The 16,371-nt window shown below is 59.4% G+C and carries 18 protein-coding genes; 8 read left to right on the forward strand and 10 right to left on the reverse strand.

Translation table 11 applies throughout. The features are described from left to right. Nucleotides 1-4: 4 nt before the first annotated feature. Both JYG36_RS17125 and JYG36_RS17130 read right to left on the reverse strand, forming a co-directional pair. Nucleotides 5-1,138 carry an aminotransferase class V-fold PLP-dependent enzyme gene (locus JYG36_RS17125; protein ID WP_213601777.1) on the reverse strand — a complete coding sequence of 378 codons (1,134 nt, stop codon included), beginning with the start codon at nt 1,136-1,138 and terminating at the stop codon, nt 5-7. Between the two features lie 33 nt (nt 1,139-1,171). Continuing rightward, nucleotides 1,172-1,612 carry a hypothetical protein gene (locus tag JYG36_RS17130; RefSeq protein WP_093384562.1) on the reverse strand — a complete coding sequence of 147 codons (441 nt, stop codon included), beginning with the start codon at nt 1,610-1,612 and terminating at the stop codon, nt 1,172-1,174. A 188-nt stretch (nt 1,613-1,800) separates the two neighbouring features. Here JYG36_RS17130 and JYG36_RS17135 point away from each other — a divergent pair, with 188 nt between their 5' ends. Continuing rightward, nucleotides 1,801-2,178, forward strand: a complete 378-nt coding sequence (locus tag JYG36_RS17135) for a nuclear transport factor 2 family protein (protein ID WP_213601779.1) — start codon at nt 1,801-1,803, stop codon at nt 2,176-2,178. Between the two features lie 598 nt (nt 2,179-2,776). On the opposite strand, the gene JYG36_RS17145 is transcribed toward JYG36_RS17135, so the two are convergent. Then, nucleotides 2,777-3,571, reverse strand: coding sequence for an aminoglycoside phosphotransferase family protein (locus JYG36_RS17145; RefSeq protein ID WP_093384575.1), 795 nt, complete (start codon nt 3,569-3,571; stop codon nt 2,777-2,779). Nucleotides 3,572-3,852: 281 nt separating this feature from the next. Next, nucleotides 3,853-4,185 carry an Imm45 family immunity protein gene (gene imm45 / locus JYG36_RS17150; RefSeq protein ID WP_093384579.1) on the reverse strand — a complete coding sequence of 111 codons (333 nt, stop codon included), beginning with the start codon at nt 4,183-4,185 and terminating at the stop codon, nt 3,853-3,855. A 45-nt stretch (nt 4,186-4,230) separates the two neighbouring features. Between imm45 and JYG36_RS17155 the strand changes: the two genes are divergently transcribed. Beyond that, nucleotides 4,231-4,473: a hypothetical protein gene (locus tag JYG36_RS17155; protein WP_213601781.1), complete on the forward strand. Its 243-nt coding sequence runs from the start codon at nt 4,231-4,233 to the stop codon at nt 4,471-4,473. A 35-nt stretch (nt 4,474-4,508) separates the two neighbouring features. Here the strand turns inward: JYG36_RS17155 and JYG36_RS17160 are convergent, their stop codons facing one another. The 3 genes from JYG36_RS17160 to JYG36_RS17170 form a co-directional block, all read right to left on the reverse strand. Then, entirely contained in the window at nt 4,509-6,935 is a 2,427-nt protein-coding gene (locus JYG36_RS17160; RefSeq protein WP_213601783.1) for a TonB-dependent siderophore receptor, read from the reverse strand. 147 nt (nt 6,936-7,082) lie between these two features. Next, entirely contained in the window at nt 7,083-8,033 is a 951-nt protein-coding gene (locus JYG36_RS17165) for a FecR family protein (protein ID WP_213601785.1), read from the reverse strand. A gap of 71 nt (nt 8,034-8,104) precedes the next feature. Beyond that, complete coding sequence (locus tag JYG36_RS17170; protein ID WP_045201532.1) at nt 8,105-8,623, reverse strand: sigma-70 family RNA polymerase sigma factor; 519 nt, start codon at nt 8,621-8,623, stop codon at nt 8,105-8,107. A gap of 214 nt (nt 8,624-8,837) precedes the next feature. On the opposite strand from JYG36_RS17170, the gene JYG36_RS17175 reads away from it, so the two are divergent. Continuing rightward, entirely contained in the window at nt 8,838-9,401 is a 564-nt protein-coding gene (locus JYG36_RS17175; protein ID WP_093384588.1) for a hypothetical protein, read from the forward strand. A gap of 13 nt (nt 9,402-9,414) precedes the next feature. On the opposite strand, the gene JYG36_RS17180 is transcribed toward JYG36_RS17175, so the two are convergent. Both JYG36_RS17180 and JYG36_RS17185 read right to left on the reverse strand, forming a co-directional pair. Continuing rightward, the gene (locus JYG36_RS17180) at nt 9,415-9,948 is read right to left on the reverse strand and encodes an OmpA family protein (RefSeq protein WP_052676571.1); all 534 of its coding nucleotides are present in this window, start codon (nt 9,946-9,948) and stop codon (nt 9,415-9,417) included. Between the two features lie 30 nt (nt 9,949-9,978). Next, entirely contained in the window at nt 9,979-11,058 is a 1,080-nt protein-coding gene (locus tag JYG36_RS17185; protein ID WP_249744361.1) for a serine hydrolase, read from the reverse strand. Between the two features lie 253 nt (nt 11,059-11,311). Between JYG36_RS17185 and JYG36_RS17190 the strand changes: the two genes are divergently transcribed. Beyond that, entirely contained in the window at nt 11,312-12,223 is a 912-nt protein-coding gene (locus JYG36_RS17190; RefSeq protein ID WP_213601789.1) for a LysR family transcriptional regulator, read from the forward strand. A gap of 22 nt (nt 12,224-12,245) precedes the next feature. On the opposite strand, the gene JYG36_RS17195 is transcribed toward JYG36_RS17190, so the two are convergent. Further along, on the reverse strand, nt 12,246-13,169 hold the full coding sequence (locus JYG36_RS17195; protein WP_213601791.1) for a carbon-nitrogen hydrolase family protein: 924 nt from the start codon (nt 13,167-13,169) through the stop codon (nt 12,246-12,248). Nucleotides 13,170-13,388: 219 nt separating this feature from the next. On the opposite strand from JYG36_RS17195, the gene JYG36_RS17200 reads away from it, so the two are divergent. From JYG36_RS17200 to JYG36_RS17215, 4 genes are all read left to right on the forward strand, one after another. Next, nucleotides 13,389-13,844 carry a multidrug/biocide efflux PACE transporter gene (locus tag JYG36_RS17200; protein ID WP_213601793.1) on the forward strand — a complete coding sequence of 152 codons (456 nt, stop codon included), beginning with the start codon at nt 13,389-13,391 and terminating at the stop codon, nt 13,842-13,844. Between the two features lie 61 nt (nt 13,845-13,905). Continuing rightward, entirely contained in the window at nt 13,906-14,571 is a 666-nt protein-coding gene (locus JYG36_RS17205) for a S24 family peptidase (RefSeq protein ID WP_045201546.1), read from the forward strand. 113 nt (nt 14,572-14,684) lie between these two features. Next, entirely contained in the window at nt 14,685-14,978 is a 294-nt protein-coding gene (locus JYG36_RS17210; RefSeq protein WP_045201548.1) for a helix-turn-helix domain-containing protein, read from the forward strand. Between the two features lie 99 nt (nt 14,979-15,077). Continuing rightward, complete coding sequence (locus tag JYG36_RS17215; RefSeq protein WP_213601795.1) at nt 15,078-16,367, forward strand: NAD(P)/FAD-dependent oxidoreductase; 1,290 nt, start codon at nt 15,078-15,080, stop codon at nt 16,365-16,367. The last annotated feature ends 4 nt before the right edge of the window (nt 16,368-16,371 follow it).

Here is a 16,371-nt window from a genome sequence, read left to right on the forward strand (position 1 = left end):
GGGCTTAGTTCACCATCACCTCGTCCAGTGCCTGCTCAAGGGTGCTGACCGTGCGCTCGATATTGTGCAGCTTTTCGAGCCCGAACAGGCCGATGCGGAAGGTCTGGAAGTCGGCCGGCTCGTCGCATTGCAGCGGCACGCCGGCGGCGATCTGCAGGCCCTGGACGGCAAATTTCTTGCCGTTCTTGATATCGCCATCATCGGTGTAGCTCACCACCACGCCAGGGGCCTGAAAGCCGGCTGCGGCCACGCTTTTGATGCCTTTGCCGGTCAACATTGCACGCACCCGATCGCCCAGAGCCTGTTGCTCGCCGCGCAGCTTGTCGAACCCGTAGGCTTGCATCTCTTTCATCACCTCGTTGAATCGCGCAAGGGAATCGCTGGGCATGGTCGCATGGTAGGCATGCCCGCCCTGCTCATAAGCCTGCATGATCTGCAGCCACTTTTTCAGGTCGCAGGCAAAGCTGCTGCTTTGCGTCTGCTCGATCCGCTCGAGGGCCAAAGCGCTGAACATCACCAGGGCGCAGCAAGGGGAAGCGCTCCAGCCTTTTTGCGGTGCGCTGATCAGCAGGTCGACTGCGCATTTGTGCATATCCACCCAAATCGTGCCTGAGGCGATGCAGTCCAGCACGAACAGGCCACCCACCGCATGCACGGCATCACCAACGGCTCGTAGGTAATCATCGGGCAGGATAATCCCTGAGGAGGTTTCAACGTGAGGGGCGAAGACAACCTGTGGCTTGTGCGTCGCAATGGCTGCCAGCACTTCGTCCAGAGGGGGTGGCGCGTAGGCCGCCTGGCGACCCGCGTCGAGCGGCCGGGCTTTGAGCACCGTGGTGGCCGCCGGGATATTGCCCATCTCAAGGATCTGGCTCCAGCGAAAACTGAACCAGCCGTTGCGTATCACCAGGCATTGCTGGGCGCTGGCAAACTGTCGCGCAACCGCTTCCATGCCGAACGTGCCGCTGCCCGGGACCACCGCAACAGCCTGGGCGTTGTAGACCTGTTTAAGGGTCATGGAAATGTTGTTCATCACGCCTTGAAATGACTGCGACATGTGGTTGAGCGAACGGTCGGTGTAGACCACCGAGTACTCGACCAGCCCCTCAGGATCAATACTGGGATATAGCTTTGACATGGAGTGACTCCTTTGGCAGAGATATCAGTGGTATTACTCGGGAATGCCGGTCAACGTATGCACTACCCGCATTGCACAAGGCGGTCGAGCCCCTTGCGGGTCGATCTGTTCGCATTTCTTCAGCAGCGGATAGGCATCGGCAAACTTCATGGCCGCCACTTGTTCAGCGTGCTGCTGCGAAACAAAGCAGTGCTCGAACCGGAAGGCGGCATACACCTCGGGTAGCAGTGCCGGATAATCGTAAACCTCGTCGACGATACTCTTTAGCATCTTTGACATCTGCCCGTCGGCCGCGGGGGAAATCCTCGTGAGCAGATCATCCTTGGCGACGCCCGCTTGCCTGGCCGCAATGACTTCCTTCGACGCACCGATGGATGCCTGCATCCCCTGCGGAAACGGACAATCAGACGCCGCCAATGCCGAGGCCGACGCCATGCAACTCAGTAAAGTGAAAACAGCAGCCATCCTTGTCATGGAACTTCCTTATGTGTAGCAAGCATTGTTGAAATAAGCTGCGGATTCTAACCGATACCAGATGATGCGCTCCATTGACCTGGTCCGCTGCGGGGTTTGGCTATGTATATCGACGGTCGAAGTCAGGCTGTCGCTACCGCCACGCCGTGGCGCGCAGGCATGGTGAATCGCAGACGGAGGTCAATTACATGAAAATTTCGAAGGCATGTCTGGAGCCTGTTATTCACGCACTGGAGGCGAGCCTGCTTGAACGCAAGACTCGCCTTGATCGCGACATGCTGACCCGCCTGCTGGCTCAGGACTTCGTCGAGTTTGGCGCGGAGGGTATCGCCTGGAACCGGTCACAAACCATCGACGCTTTGCTGGTGCAGGATTTTGTCCAGCGTCAGATCACCGATTTTCAGATTCGTATCCTCTCCGAAAAGGTGGTGCTGGCCACCTATCGGTGCACTGTCGATAGCCCGAGCGGCACCCGTGATTCTTTGAGAAGCTCCATCTGGCGTCGGCTGGGAGACGATTGGCAGATGGCATTCCACCAGGGTACGACAAGGGCAGCAGAAATTTGATCAGCTATTGGTGCCATGCTTGGGTGAGTGGCCGCTATGGGTCGAAAGGGGTCATCCGGGAACGGCAGCTAACGACCCGAAGCTGCCCTTCGCACTGCGTATGAACTGTCGGTAAGATCCCTTTTCCCAACCAGCACGAACAGATGCCAATGGCCCAACCGACGACACTAACCAGCATCATTGGCCCTTGGAAAGGAGAGGCGCCGACAACGTTACTACAACGCTGTCGAGATGCCTGGGACACGCCCTTTAAAGAGCTTTCAGATCTCATGGTCGCTACTTTTCTGAATCAGCGAATCGCAGTTCCTCAAATGTTGGCTGAGGCCAGGCGGCGGTTGGATACAGAGCCCCGCGATGACACGGAATACTTCGAAGGCCAGCTACTTGAGGCAGTTATCGGAGCTGACAACTGACCGCTTTGGGCCGTCAGCTGCCCCGAATGTAGACGGACTTTCTACATTGCGGAACGTCACTTGCGAAGGGTGTGGTGGTACAGAAATGGTACGAGGAAATTGAGCTGAGTCTACAAGCCAGTGTTTTAGTGCGGTTTGTGCTTAGTGCGTCCAATCCATCACATGGACCTTAGCCACTGGCCAACTCACAAACCGAGCGCCAACGCTGCAAGCTTCGCCACCTCAAGGGGGGCATCCGGCTCAATGTCGTCCTCGAGCATCCAGGCTGCTGACAACCCCGCCCATGCGAGCACCCACTGCAACAACCTGTGGCGATCAATTTCGGAGGCGTGTGCCACGACCCCTATACGGCGCTCGAAACACCCTGGAGCCAAAGCGCTTTTGCTATCCGGATTGCAGAAAATATTCGCGTAATCGAAGCCGCGCTCACCGTACAGTCCCTTAGGATCGATAGCGAGCCATCCCTTGGCGCCAAAGTCCAAGACATTTCCGTGATGGATGTCGCCATGCAGTACCGTGACTTCGCGAGGTGCACCTAAAAGTTGGCGGGCGGTTTCTGCACAGTGTTCAAAGACTCCTCTGTGCGTTGCCGCTGCGCTCCATAAGGCTTCGAACCGGTTAACCAGGGGGACCAAAGCAGGCAGCGGTTTTGTACTTGGTATGTGGAGGCGGCGGACCACCGCACAGATAATACGAGTAGCCTCGTCGTCCTGGCCGCAGCTCACCATGTGCGCCAGGGAGACCGAGCCGTTCGCACGCTCCATGAGTAAGGCCTCACCGTCATGTGCCAGCACTGGAGCTGCTCCTTCACCGTCCCACCAAGCCATGAGCAGATTGCCTGCCCGCTCTTCCAGCTCTTGCGAAATTTTGAGCATGGCTGGTAGGCCGTGGTGGCGAACGGGCAGTAGATGTCCATTCAGCGAGGCGAAAGCATCACCGTCGATGGTCAGTTCCCATCGTTTCAAGTATTGATCAAACATGAATTCATTAACTTTCGCACTTTCCGGAGCAGCATTATGAATGATTGAGACGTGAGACTAAATGTCCGGTTTTGGCGGGTTGCTGCCTTCTCCGACCGGCCGCTTTGGGTCGATAGCGGTCACTCTGCGACCGGCAGCTGCCGACCCACAGCGCTCAGCAGCAGGCCTGGCACTGGTGTCGCCCACGACCTGGTGCAGCAGTTGCCCTGACACCTCTGTACGTACTTCGGTTGCAGTCAAGCATGACTGGTGCGACACCAACCGCTCGGCGGCTCGGAGGGTTACTCAAACAACTCCGCGTGCGAGCCAGGTTTATAGCCATCAATAACAAGGACCTGCGAGATTTCACAGTCCGGATAGATCCACTTGCCCCAGTTGGCCAAAACCCAATCCCTACTGAGGCCCAGGCATCCTCCATTGCTTTCCCCAGGCAGCCAAACCAGCGGTAGGCCGGCTTTGTACCCAGTGGTAACCATCAGCCCAAAGCGACGATCCTCGTCCAGTGTTTCGAAAACCATGAAATCCACAACCTCTTCATACGGGTATGAGCCCCTGGCTCTGAATATGGTTCCGCGACTGAAAACCTCATTTGAGCATTCAAGAAGCGTTGTCATGAAATTCACTGTTCCTTATGTTCAGGTAGCCCAAGGCGTTGGGCAGTGTACGACAACTGGTGGCTCAAATTCCTGCTGGGCGGCCCAAAGCGGACGGTGGCAACGGGCAGTAATCGGCAAAAAGCCGCCCCTGACGAAGCACAGCAATCCGTTGCGACTGAGCGTGACTTTCTTCCAAGCGGCTGCTACAGCCGCTTGGAAATCGGTTTATTGACCGGTGCTCACGATCGTGGGCGGCAAGGCGGCCTTCATCGCAAGACCAGGCCGTTGAAGTGGCAGCCGATGTGATACACACAAAGCCCTCTGCAACGTCCGGCTCGCAACTAGTTCTCGTAGCGTAGGGTGATGGCAAAGTTGCGGGGTTCGCCGTAATAGTTTCCGGTGTCTTGACTAAAAATCGCGGTGTAGTACTTCTCGTCGAAAACATTGTTGAGGTTCAATTGAACGCTCAGGTTCTGGTCGATTCGCAAGTTGGCGTTCAGGTCCACAAGGCTGTAGGCACTCTGCGAAATCTCGTTCAGGTACAGCTTGCTCTGATGGTAGACGCTGGTCCCCACTCGCCATTGATCCAGCTTTCCTGGCAGCTGATAGGTGGTGGCGGCCTTGAACAGTCGCTGTGGCGAATTTTCTGTGCCATAAGCGTCACCCTTGTGGGTACCGGCGATGTATTTTGGATGACTGTAGGTGTAGCCCATCAAGGCATTCCAGCCGGGCATCAACTCGCCTGAAACCTCTGCCTCGAACCCGCGGTTTCGCACTTTCGCACCCTCGGTGTAGCACCGCGAATCACGCGTTGGCCCGCAGACACGTCCAGCATCGGGAACGACCTGCGCAAGGCCTGACTGATCCACCTGGAAGAGCGCCAGGGCGGTATTCAACCTGCCATCGAACAGCTCGTTTTTCACGCCGACTTCGTAGTTACTGCCCGTCGTGGGTTCCAGCAATGTGTTGTCGACGCTGTAGTTGCCCTGCATCTTATAGATCTCGGTATAGCTGGCGTACACCGAGGTGTTGTCATTGACGTCGTAGACGATGCCGCCGTAAGGGATGACCTTGCGATTTTCCTTGAAGCGGTCCGTCTCCCATGGGCCTTGGGTGTCGTAATCGACCCAGCTCAAACGGCTGCCGAGAATGACGTGCAGATCATCGAGCGGATTGAGGCGGGTGGCGGCATATATGCCCTTGTCCTTACGCACATGGCGGCTGGGCGTCAGGCTGCCGACTATGTGCGGTTCAGGGAACTGCGAGGTGTCGAAGTCCAGAATGTCGACGATAGGGTTCACGCTTGATGAGCCTGTCACGTACTGCAGCCTGTCGCGCCTCATGTTGGTCCCTATCACCACCTCATGCTTGCCCCCCAGCAGGGTGAATGCGCCGTTGAGCGCCGCGTCGAGATTGATCTGTTCGTCATCGTAACGAGCGCTGTTCGGCCAGTACTGCATCGTCGAATCGGAGTCTTTGCTGTGATACCCAACCTGAGCGAGAAAATCTGCATTGGACCAGATCAGATTGGTGGCGACGGTGAGGTTCCAGTCCTCATTGAAGCTGTGCTTGATATCGGCAAAAACGTTGCGGTTGATCTTGTCCAGGTGGGCCCACTTACCGGCGAACGACTTCGAACGCGAGAAGTTGTAAGAACTGCCATCCAGGTGGGTGGGCAAACCACCCCAGTCGTAGCCGCCGTTATTGTCCTGCTGGAAAGATGCCCCCACCGCGATCGTGGTCGAGTCACTCAAGTCGGCTTCGCCAATGGTGTAGAACAGCTGATTGTCCTTGTCAGCGTAGTCCTGGTAGCTATTTCGACTGTTGTACATCAGGACCGTACGGCCACGCAGGGTGCCCTCTGCGTTCAGGGGGCCGCCAACATCGAGTTGCGTGCGGTAGTTGTCCCACGAGCCAGCACCGAGCTCCGCCTTGAGTTGGTATTCACGCGTCGGTCGCTTGCGCACCATATTTATCGCCGCAGACGGGTTACCTGCCCCTTGCATCAGGCCTGTCGCACCTCGGACAATTTCCACCCGGTCATACATGGCCATGTTGTTCACTGACATGACGTCCATCGAGAAACTTTCCGTGACGCTGCTCGGCAGGCCATCGAACTGCAAGTCGTCGACCTGGAACCCTCGCGAGTAGTAAAGCGCACGCTCTGTGCCGAACCCTTTAACCGTGCTGATGCCTGTCGCTGCCCTTGCAACGTCTTCCAACGACTGCATGTTCTGGTCATCCATCTGTTGCCGAGTGACCACACTGATGGACTGAGGCGTTTCACGCGGCGAAAGCCCCAACCTTGTCGCCGTGTTGGTAAGGCCAGTGGTGTAGGCGCCGGTCCCCTCAGTTGTCGAAGCCAGCCTGAGTGCATTCACATCGGTAGCGCCCAGCTCCAGCACTGCCGAACCAGTCGATAGCTTGCGCAAGGTCAGCGTCTTGTCATTGACGAACTCATAACCGAAACCACTGCCGCTGAGCAGATGATCGAGCGCCTCATTGACCTTGTAGGGCCCGCTCAACCCAGCGCTGTTCATTCCACTTACCTCGTCGGAATTGAAAATGATGCGCAGGCCGGCTTGATCGGCGAATCGGGTTAGTGCGCTGTCCAATGGCTGGGCAGCGATATTGAAGAGCTGAGTGAAAGCGAAGGCTTCGGAGCCCCTGGCATGAGCATCGACCGGTGCCAGCAGTCCGAGCAAGGCAGCCAGTGCCATTGCCTGGCGCAACGAATGCGCACGAGTACGTAAGGAGACATGAAACATGAAAGCAACCTTTCCCTAGAGTTGGCTGCGCGACTTTAATGTGAATGATTCGCGCTTCGTATCTACGACGAAACGACGTGAAGGACCTTGCCAAAGAATTTTCATTTTTTTGCAAGGTGCTCTCCGGGAAGGGATGCTGGCCCTGTATCAGCGCTTGGGCCGCACCAGCGTGAGTAACGGCAACCGAGTGATGCGAAGTGGCTGCGTCTGCTCAAGCGCATTGAGCGCAGCGTGTGGATCATCCACTTCGAATGTGCCGCTGATACGCCGTGCCGCCAGCGTTTCATCCGTCAGGTAGAGGACGCCTGGGATGTACCGGTCGAGTTCGGCGAGCACCTCACCCAGCGGCCGCGCATTGAAAATCAATTTGCCTCGCTGCCAGGTGGCGACATCCTGCACATCGACTTCCACCGCCATCTGCGGCGCCAGACCCTGGCGATAGGCCGTGGATTGCCCTGCGGGCAGACGCAGGGTCTCCCCGCCCGAACTGAGCTGGACTATCCCTTCGCTCACCTGGACGGTGACCGTGTCGCCGCGCTGATCCACATCGAAACGTGTGCCGATCGCCTGTACATCACCTTGAGCGGCGTGAACAATGAAAGGCCGTGATGAATCCTTGGCAACTTCGAAGAGTGCTTCCCCTTGATACAGCGTGATGCCACGTTGGTTATGGCTGTAATTCACCGACAGCACGGTGTCACCATTCATCCACAGCCGACTGCCGTCTTCAAGGCGCAATTCCCGTCGCTCGCCAGGGTCTGTCACATGATCGGCATAGAGCGCTGACCAGGGGCGTTGCAGCGCTGCACTGAACACCACTATTGCAACACAAGCAGCCATGCCGGCTGCCCATAAGGCGCGTGCAGGTTTACGACGCTTCTCGGGGGGCGGAGCAACGAATTGTCGGGCTTTTTGTGTGAGGGGGAACGCGCCCCACAATGCCTCGGCCCTGCTTGCGGCGTGAGCATGGAACGCAGAGCGCTGGCACCAGTTGTCATAGGCCAGGTGATCGGCTGTAGTAGCCCGACCTGAGTGCAGATGCACCAGCATCTCGATGGCCTGGTCTTCCAGATCGGAAGGATCAACACTGTCGGTCATGGGTTCTTCAAGCTTGGAAGTGTGAAGAGGCGTCAGAGTCTGGGGGGGCACGTTCGTATAAGGCAAGCGGTTCATCTCCACTGCGTCCGGCTCAGCGAGTCGCGACAATGACGTACAGCTTGAACAATGTACTTCCCCACGGTGCTTTCGGAAACGCCGAGTCTTATGGCGATCTGCGCATGGGTCAGCCCCTCGAGACGGTTGAGCAGTAGCGCCAACCTTGCGTTGGTTGGCAACTTGTCCATGGCGATATCGAGCTGTGCCAAAGCCTCATCTGTGATCAGAGCAGTCTCTGGTGAAGGGCGTGGATCGCATACCTCCAGGGCCTGTGATTCATCGGCATGCAAAGCATTGAGTCGCCCCTCCCGACGCATACGATCAATGGCCAGGTTGCCAGCTATGCGGAACAGAAACGCGCGAGGCTCCTGTATCGGTTCGCCCGCCGGCAGGTTAACCAAACGCAGATAGGTATCCTGGGCCACATCGGCAGCTTGCTCAACGTTACCCAACCGCCGAGCCAGGAACGCCAACAGTTCTGCGTAGTGCTCATGGAAGTTGGTTAGCAAATCAGAGGTGCCAATGCGTGACATGCTCAGCCCTATTTCGGTGAACCGGCCCCGCCGGAGAGCGGCGAATACTACATTAACTGAGAAGCATTATTAAATGGATTAAGAGCAGCGGCCCCGTTTTGCAGCGGAGTTCCGCGCAGACACGTCGGTGATTAAAGCCGACAGTCAAACCCAGCCTTAAGGCAATGGCGTCAATTTGATATCATGGCTGTCAGTCGAAGCAAGGAACTGCTCCATGATCTCACGCGCAAAAAAAATCCTCTGCCTGCCTGGCATCCTGCTGCTGGCGGCAGTTTCCTCCCAGGCTGTCGCCGGGCACTTCGTCATTGACATGCAAACCGATGAAGGTCGCAAGCTGGCGAAAACCATCGGCACCGATAAGTACCGCTACGCCTTGTTCAACGAGTTCAGCAAGGACGCGCCGTACAGTGCGATTGCGCTGAGCAACTCGGAGGGTTTCAAGGACGGCGTTGTCGTTTACAACGCTGTCATCAATGCCACGGAACAGGGCGCAAAAATGATCTTCACGCAGTTTGTCGACTGCGGGAAGCTGCAGACCAATGAGGGCTTTATTGAAGTCAACGATCAGCCGATCAAGGTGCTGCATGAGTGCCGCGAGGAAAAACCAGGCACCAAGGTGTCGATCTTCCTGCCGGTCTCCGATGCCGCGCAGCACTATATCTACAACGCCTTCGCCAAGGATGTCCCGGTGAAGGTCAGGATGGATAAACACCCCGTGGTGTTTCCAACCAACGGTTTCCTCGAGGCCTGGAGCGTGAGAAACAAGAAGGCGCTTTGAACTCAAACCCTGCTCACTGTTGCTCAAACTCATAGCCCAGGCTGTGGCCATGGCTGACCCACTCCACCACGCCCCGGCGGTTGAGCTTCAAGTCGTCCTTGCCACTGCCCTCGCGCACCGGTGAATGCTCGCCATAGGCGTGAACATTCACCTGCTCGTACAAGGCGCCGTACTTGACCAGGTAATAGGCAATCATCGCGGCACGCGCCTGGGCCAGGACGAAGTTCTGCTCGGGCGAGCCGATGTCATCGGTATGGCCCTCGACAAAGACTTCGGCCTCGGGATGGCTCACCAGGTAGTTGGCCACATAGGCAAGCCTGGCCTGATAAGGCGGCTCGATCGCCGAGCTGTCGGTGTCGAAATACACCACCAGGCCGCCGGCCACATCGGGCTCATCCGACAGCGCTTGCAGGGCGCGCTGGTTGTTGGCATCGGCCTCGGCCGCCGAGACGAACAGCGAGTGTTCGCTGGTGCTTGCAGGGTTGCTGCAGCCTGTCGCCGTCAATACCAACAGCACGGGCAGGAAGCAGCGCAGATAACGGTTCATAGGCCCCTCTTCTCGTCTACAGGATCGCAACTAGCCCGCGCACAACAGGCACACGCCCAGCCATTGGTACACCTTGAGCAACAGGTAGTCCCAGGCCCGACTGAACCAGCCGCCCTCTTCCACGCTTTCCATCACCACCAGCGGCTTGCTGGCGACGTGTTTTGAGCCCACCTGGAAGTTGACCACCCCCACCACCTGCCCCGCCTGCAACGGCGCGTGAAGTTCGGCGGTGTCGACGATGGCGCTGGCCTGCACCTCGGCCGAGTGCCCGTAGGGCACGCTGATGGTCGCTTGCGCGCCGGCATTGAGCTTGACGTTGCGGGTCTGGCCAAACCACACCCGCTTGCTCATGAACACTTCGTCGGCCTGGATCGGCGTCACCGTCTCAAATGCGCGAAAGCCCCACTTGAGCAGTTTTTCCGACTCCTGAAAGCGCAGCCGATCGGACTTGGCGCCCATCACCACGGCAATCAGGCGGCGCCCGTCACGTTGCGCCGAGGTGACCAGGCTGTAGCCGCCTGCGCTGGAGTTGCCGGTCTTTAAACCGTCGACATCCAGGCTGGTACTCCACAACAGGCGGTTGCGGTTGTATTGCTGAACGTTGTTGAAGGCGAAGGCCCTTTGTTTGTACAAGGCGTACTCCGCCGGCAACTCGGCAATCAGCGCACGGCTGAGTATCGCCATGTCGCGGGCACTGCTGTATTGCCCTTCGGCGGCCAGGCCATGGACGGTCTTGAACTGGGTATTGGTCAGGCCAAGTTTGCCGGCCTGTTCATTCATCAGGTCGATAAAGGCGTTTTCGCTGCCGGCAATGTAAGTGGCCAGGGCAATGCAGGCGTCATTGCCAGACTGCACCACAACCCCGGCATTGAGGTCTTGTACCGAGACCCGGTCGCCGGGCTTGAGAAACATCAACGAAGAACCCTGCAAGTGCGGATTGCCTGCGGCCCAGGCATCGTGCTCGATGGTCACCCGGTCACTGGCGCTGAGTGCGCCGGACTGCAGAGCCTCGCCGATCACATAACTGCTCATGATCTTCACCAGGCTGGCAGGGTCGATGCGCGCATCGGCATTGCCCTGGGCCAGGACTTCGCCACTTTCATAGTCCATCAACATCCACGATTCGGCGGCGACGCCCGGTGCCGCGACAAGGTCTGCAGCACTTACCGTAAAAGACCCACTGGCCACTAACCACGGTGCAAGTAATACACACAACAACCCCTTAACTACTGCTGAACCTTTCATACGCTCCCAAACTCGACTGCCCAACTCATCAGCCACTGCAAATACGCTGATGAAGTATTTGTCCGCGGATTGTGCGTACGCCTATACTATAAATCAATCAACTATCAAGATATCTGATATGCATAGCATTGATATCGACTCTGTCGACTTGAACTTACTGCGAGTGTTTGTCGCCCTGATCGAAGAAGGCGGTGCCAGCCGCGCTGCGCTGCGCCTGGGGGTGACCCAGCCTGCGGTCAGTGCGGCCCTTGCGCGGCTGCGGGAAATTTACGCCGACCCGTTGTTCGAACGCACCGGCCGTGGCCTGCGCCCGACCCTGCGCGCCAACGAGCTGGCGCCGCTGATTGGCGAGGCCCTTAATCGCTGCCGGCAAGCCTTTGCGTTGTCGGTCGCCGGCAAAGACATCAAGGGCCGGACCATCACCATCGGCCTCTCCGACGACAGCGAAATCGCCCTGGGGCAAAGCCTGGTGGCGCTGATCGATGAGCAACTGCATGGCTTGCGCATTCTGTTCCGCCAGACCCACAGCGGCCTGGTGCAGGACATGCTCATGCATCATCAGATCGATATCGCCGTGTCTGCCGGCGGGCTGTCGTCGCCGCTGATTGCCCGCCACCGCCTGGGCCGCGGCAACTACCTGTGCATCGCCGACGCTAACAACAGCATTCCCAGCAGCGCCGAGGACTACGCCCAGCGACCGCACCTGCTGGTGTCGTCGGGCGGTTTCGTCGGCATCGTCGACGAGGGGCTGAATGCGGCCGGCTACAAGCGCAGCATCCGCGCCTCGACCTCGCACTTTGCCGCAGTGCCGTTTCTGCTGGTGGGCTCGAAGCTGATCACCACGGTGCCCACCCACGCCGCCCGGGCCATGGAACGGGTCAGCACCCTGCAGACCTTTCCCTGCCCGGTGCCGCTGCCCTCCTACGACCTGGAAATCGGCACGCGGGTGGGCAGCAAGCACGACAGCACGCTGCAAACGGTCAAGTCGCTGATCATTCAACTGGTGGACAACACCTTCTGCCTGTCCTGAGGCCGGGCATACAGGGCACTCGTTAGCGCTGGAACTTCACCGAGCTTTTCGCCCGTTCATCAACCAGCAAGGTGAAGACATCCGGGCGCGAATAGTGGCCGACCACATCAAAGTCATACCGCGCCTTGACCAGCTCGGCCGAGTCGATCTGCGCCACCAGCAAACCGGGGCCGTGCTTCAATGGCCCGGCAATCACCTCGCCCATGGGGCCGATGATCACGCTGTTGCCCTGCATCAGCGGTCGGTCGTCATCCCAGTGCGGCAGGCTGGTGCCCAGGTCGCGTGGCGACGGCTGGTACTGGCAGGCGCTGACCAGAAAACAGCGCCCTTCGTGGGCGATATGGCGCATGGAGATTTGCCAGTTGTCGCGCTCGTCCACCGTCGGCGCGCACCACACCTCGATGCCTTTGGCGTACATCGCCGTGCGCAGCAGCGGCATGTGGTTTTCCCAGCAGATTGCCGCACCGATCTTGCCCACCGGGGTATCGATCACCGGCAAGGTCGAGCCGTCGCCCTGGCCCCAGATCAGCCGTTCGCTGCCGGTCGGCATGAGTTTGCGGTGGTTGGCCACCAGGCCCTGCTCCGGCGAGAAGAACAGCGCCGAACAGAACAACGAGCTGCCACTGCGCTCGATGACACCGACCACCAGGTGCGCGCCGGTACGTTGCGCCAGGGCTGCGAGTTCGGCGGTTTCGGCGCCCGGCACATCGATGGCATTGGCGAAATAGCGCTCAAAGGCCTGGCGGCCTTCCGGCAGGCGATAGCCCATGTAGGTGCCGAAGATTTCGCCTTTCGGATAGCCGCCCAACAGGGCTTCGGGCATGACCACCAGCTGGGCGCCAGCGGCCTTTATTTCAGCCTCGTAGGCAAGAATCGCCTCCAGGGTTGGTTGTTTGCCGTCGGGGTGCGAACCCAGTTGCAGTGCTGCCACAGTAGAGAGGGTCATGGGTCGTTATTCTTGGGTGATGGATGGTGTGTGCATGCTCCTCTGGGCGTTGATATCGAGCAATCCGTCAAAACTTAAATCTGATATCAATTGTACTGATATCAGCACTTGAGCCAGGCAACCCCATCAATCCATCGCTTTTAGCGATGGAACCTATTTTTTAATTAAGCAAAAAACCGATGAGAATGGCCTCACCGAAACACACCTTCAGGTGACGTCATGAAACTGCAAGCCTCCCAGAAATCCTTTGCTGAACGCATCGTCCACGCCGTCGGCTTCGAACTGATCGCCGTGCTGATCTGCGCGCCGATCGGCGCCTGGCTGCTGAACCGCTCGATGCTGGAAATGGGCGCGCTGGCGGTGATGCTGTCGACCGTGGCGATGATCTGGAACATGCTCTACAACGCGGCGTTCGACCGCCTCTGGCCGGTCAGCCGGGTCGCGCGTACGGTCAAGCTCCGTGCCCTGCACGCCGGCGGCTTTGAAACCGGCTTTGTGCTGATCGGCGTGCCGATCGCGGCGCTGATGCTCGACGTGTCGCTGGTGCAGGCGTTCTTGCTGGAGATCGGTTTCTTCGCCTTCATGCTGCCTTACACCATGGCCTACAACTGGGGCTATGACCTGCTGCGCCAGCGCCTGCTGAGCGCACCGGCAAGCGTAGTGCGGGTGCAATAATCGCGTGAGTAACGCCGGGCCCCTCTTTAGCATCGAGCTAAATAGTGGCATTCTGCACCCCATGGATATCTACGCGATTCGCAAGCACAACCTGCTGCAGTTGCTCGGCACCCAGCGCAAGGCCAGCTGTGCCGAGCGCTGGGGCATGAGCCCGGCGCACCTGAGCCAGATCCTGTCGCTGCGCACAGAAAAAAACCTCGGCGATGAAGTGGCCCGGCGCATCGAGCAGGCCGAGCGCCTGCCTGCCGGCTGGATGGATGTGCTACAGGGCGAGGCTGGTGTACCGGCCAGCGGCGAGTTCGTCAGCATCGCCCACTTCGACATCCGCGGCTCGATGGGCAACGGCAACACGCCGCCGGCCCATGTCGAAGTAATCCGCGACCTGACCGTGCACCTGGACTGGCTGCGCGGCCAGGGCATCAGTTTTTCTGCCGCGCACAACCTGGCAATCATCAGCGGCGATGGCGACAGCATGGCCGGCACCTTCAACGACGGCGACCCGCTGCTGGTCGACCGTGGCATTCACGAGGTGCGCAGCGACGCCATCTACGTGTTCAGCCTCGACGGCGACTTGTTCGTCAAACGCCTGCAACGCCTGACCGATGGCGCCTTGCGGATGATTGCCGACAATCCGCTGTACCCGCCGGTATTGATCGAAGGCGCGGCGCTGGAAAAACTGCACATTCATGGCCGGGTGCTACTAGTTTGGAACGCGCGAAGAGTATGATGGCAAAACAACCGACCGCCCTGGTCGGTTAATGGACACTAGACAACAGCAGTAGGATGTAGCGATTCCAGCAACGGATTGCTCGACCGAATCCGTGTGACTGAGATCGAATCATGAGCGGTAATCTGTGGGTGTGGGAAGAAGAAGAGCTGCTGGCAATGCGCAGGGCATTTGCCGCACTCAAGGCCGGGCAACCCCAGGCAGAGCGGGTGTCGCAGCGGCGCATGGCCGCCGAGATGGGCGTCAGCGTCACCACCCTGAATGCCTATATGACCGGCAAGCGGGCGCTGGACGTCAAGTTCGCGCTGATGTTCGAACGCCTCACCGGTATCCCCACGCGCAGCTACAGCCCGCGCCTGGCTGACGAGATCGCAAGCCACCGGCACCATCACAAACCTGCGGTCTAGAGCCTGCGCGCCATTGAACGCTGAGCCTCGCTTGGCCTCGTGAAATTTATCTGGTAGTTTTTCATGAAAAAATACCAATAAAAATTCATGAGGTCCGTCGTGTTCAAGCAATCTGCCCAGCATGTCGCCAGCTATTACGCCCAGACCTACCCCACCGCCATCCCTCTGCGCCCTACCCTGCAGGAACGCCTGGACACCGAGGTGCTGATCATTGGCGCCGGCTTCAGCGGCCTGCACACCGCCCTGCGCCTTGCGCTCGCCGGCAAGCGGGTGACCCTGGTGGAAGCCAGCCGGGTGGCCTGGGCGGCGTCCGGGCGCAACGGCGGGCAGGCGTTGCTGGGGTGGTCGTGCGACATGCCGCCGCTGGAAAAGGCCCTTGGCCAGGAACGCGCACGGCGCCTGTGGGACAGCATGCGCTGGGCCGCCGGCGAGCTGCGTGAATTGCCCGAGCGCCACGGTTTTACCGTCGATTACCAGCGTGGCAGCCTGTGGGCGGCGGTGCTACCGCGACGGGTGGCCATGCTCCACGAGGCCAGGCACGAAGCCGAAACTAAATGGGGCTATGACCAGTTGCGGGTGATCGAGCGCGACGAATTGCCCGAATGGATCGGCAGCCCGCGCTACCAGGCCGCGCTGTACGATGCCGAAGGCGCCCACCTCAACCCGCTGAAACTGGCCCAGGGCCTGGCCAGCGCCATCGAAGCGGCCGGCGGGCGGATCTTCGAGCAAAGCCGGGTGCTCAGCTACCGCGATACCCCGGCAGGCTTTGTCGCCCGCACTGAAAAAGGCGAAATCCGCAGCGACGTGCTGGTGCTGGCCTGCAACGCCTACATCGACCAGCTCGACCGACCGCTGTCGCAGCGCCTGCTGCCGGTGGGCTCCTATCAGGTGGCCACCGCGCCCCTGGACCCGGCCCTGGCCCGTTCGCTGCTGCCGCGCAACAGCTGCGTGATCGACAACCAGTTCGTCCCCGACTACTTCCGCCTGACCCCGGACCAGCGCCTGCTGTTCGGCGGCGGCTGTACCTACCTGGGCGGTATCCCCAAGGACGTTGCCGCCGCCACCCGCCCGGTGCTGGAACGGGCCTTCCCGCAGCTACAGGGCGTGGCGATCGACTACGCCTGGGGCGGGCATATCGATTGCAGCCTGCGCCGCACCCCGGACATCGGCCGCCAGGGCCAGCGCTACTGGCTGCAGGGTTTCTCCGGGCATGGCGTGCTGCCGACCCTGGCCGGCGCCCGCGCGGTGAGTGATGCGATCCTTGGCAACCACGATTTGCTGGCGTTGTACCAGGCCATCGACAACGGCCGTTTCCCCGGTGGCGACCTGCTCGCCGCGCCGCTGGAAGCTGCCGGCAAAGCCTGGTACCGCCTGCGCGACACTATTTGAGAGA

The sequence above is a fragment of the Pseudomonas sp. SORT22 genome (genome assembly GCF_018417635.1).
Taxonomy (GTDB): domain Bacteria; phylum Pseudomonadota; class Gammaproteobacteria; order Pseudomonadales; family Pseudomonadaceae; genus Aquipseudomonas.

What these genes read in the sequence shown, in the direction of transcription:
- JYG36_RS17125 (WP_213601777.1), bottom strand. Translation starts at nt 1,138, where the DNA reads ATGTCAAAGCTATATCCCAGTATTGATCCTGAGGGGCTGGTCGAGTAC.
- JYG36_RS17130 (WP_093384562.1), bottom strand. Translation starts at nt 1,612, where the DNA reads ATGACAAGGATGGCTGCTGTTTTCACTTTACTGAGTTGCATGGCGTCG.
- JYG36_RS17135 (WP_213601779.1), top strand. Translation starts at nt 1,801, where the DNA reads ATGAAAATTTCGAAGGCATGTCTGGAGCCTGTTATTCACGCACTGGAG.
- JYG36_RS17145 (WP_093384575.1), bottom strand. Translation starts at nt 3,571, where the DNA reads ATGTTTGATCAATACTTGAAACGATGGGAACTGACCATCGACGGTGAT.
- imm45 (WP_093384579.1), bottom strand. Translation starts at nt 4,185, where the DNA reads ATGACAACGCTTCTTGAATGCTCAAATGAGGTTTTCAGTCGCGGAACC.
- JYG36_RS17160 (WP_213601783.1), bottom strand. Translation starts at nt 6,935, where the DNA reads ATGTTTCATGTCTCCTTACGTACTCGTGCGCATTCGTTGCGCCAGGCA.
- JYG36_RS17165 (WP_213601785.1), bottom strand. Translation starts at nt 8,033, where the DNA reads ATGACCGACAGTGTTGATCCTTCCGATCTGGAAGACCAGGCCATCGAG.
- JYG36_RS17170 (WP_045201532.1), bottom strand. Translation starts at nt 8,623, where the DNA reads ATGTCACGCATTGGCACCTCTGATTTGCTAACCAACTTCCATGAGCAC.
- JYG36_RS17175 (WP_093384588.1), top strand. Translation starts at nt 8,838, where the DNA reads ATGATCTCACGCGCAAAAAAAATCCTCTGCCTGCCTGGCATCCTGCTG.
- JYG36_RS17180 (WP_052676571.1), bottom strand. Translation starts at nt 9,948, where the DNA reads ATGAACCGTTATCTGCGCTGCTTCCTGCCCGTGCTGTTGGTATTGACG.
- JYG36_RS17185 (WP_249744361.1), bottom strand. Translation starts at nt 11,058, where the DNA reads ATGGACTATGAAAGTGGCGAAGTCCTGGCCCAGGGCAATGCCGATGCG.
- JYG36_RS17190 (WP_213601789.1), top strand. Translation starts at nt 11,312, where the DNA reads ATGCATAGCATTGATATCGACTCTGTCGACTTGAACTTACTGCGAGTG.
- JYG36_RS17195 (WP_213601791.1), bottom strand. Translation starts at nt 13,169, where the DNA reads ATGACCCTCTCTACTGTGGCAGCACTGCAACTGGGTTCGCACCCCGAC.
- JYG36_RS17200 (WP_213601793.1), top strand. Translation starts at nt 13,389, where the DNA reads ATGAAACTGCAAGCCTCCCAGAAATCCTTTGCTGAACGCATCGTCCAC.
- JYG36_RS17205 (WP_045201546.1), top strand. Translation starts at nt 13,906, where the DNA reads ATGGATATCTACGCGATTCGCAAGCACAACCTGCTGCAGTTGCTCGGC.
- JYG36_RS17210 (WP_045201548.1), top strand. Translation starts at nt 14,685, where the DNA reads ATGAGCGGTAATCTGTGGGTGTGGGAAGAAGAAGAGCTGCTGGCAATG.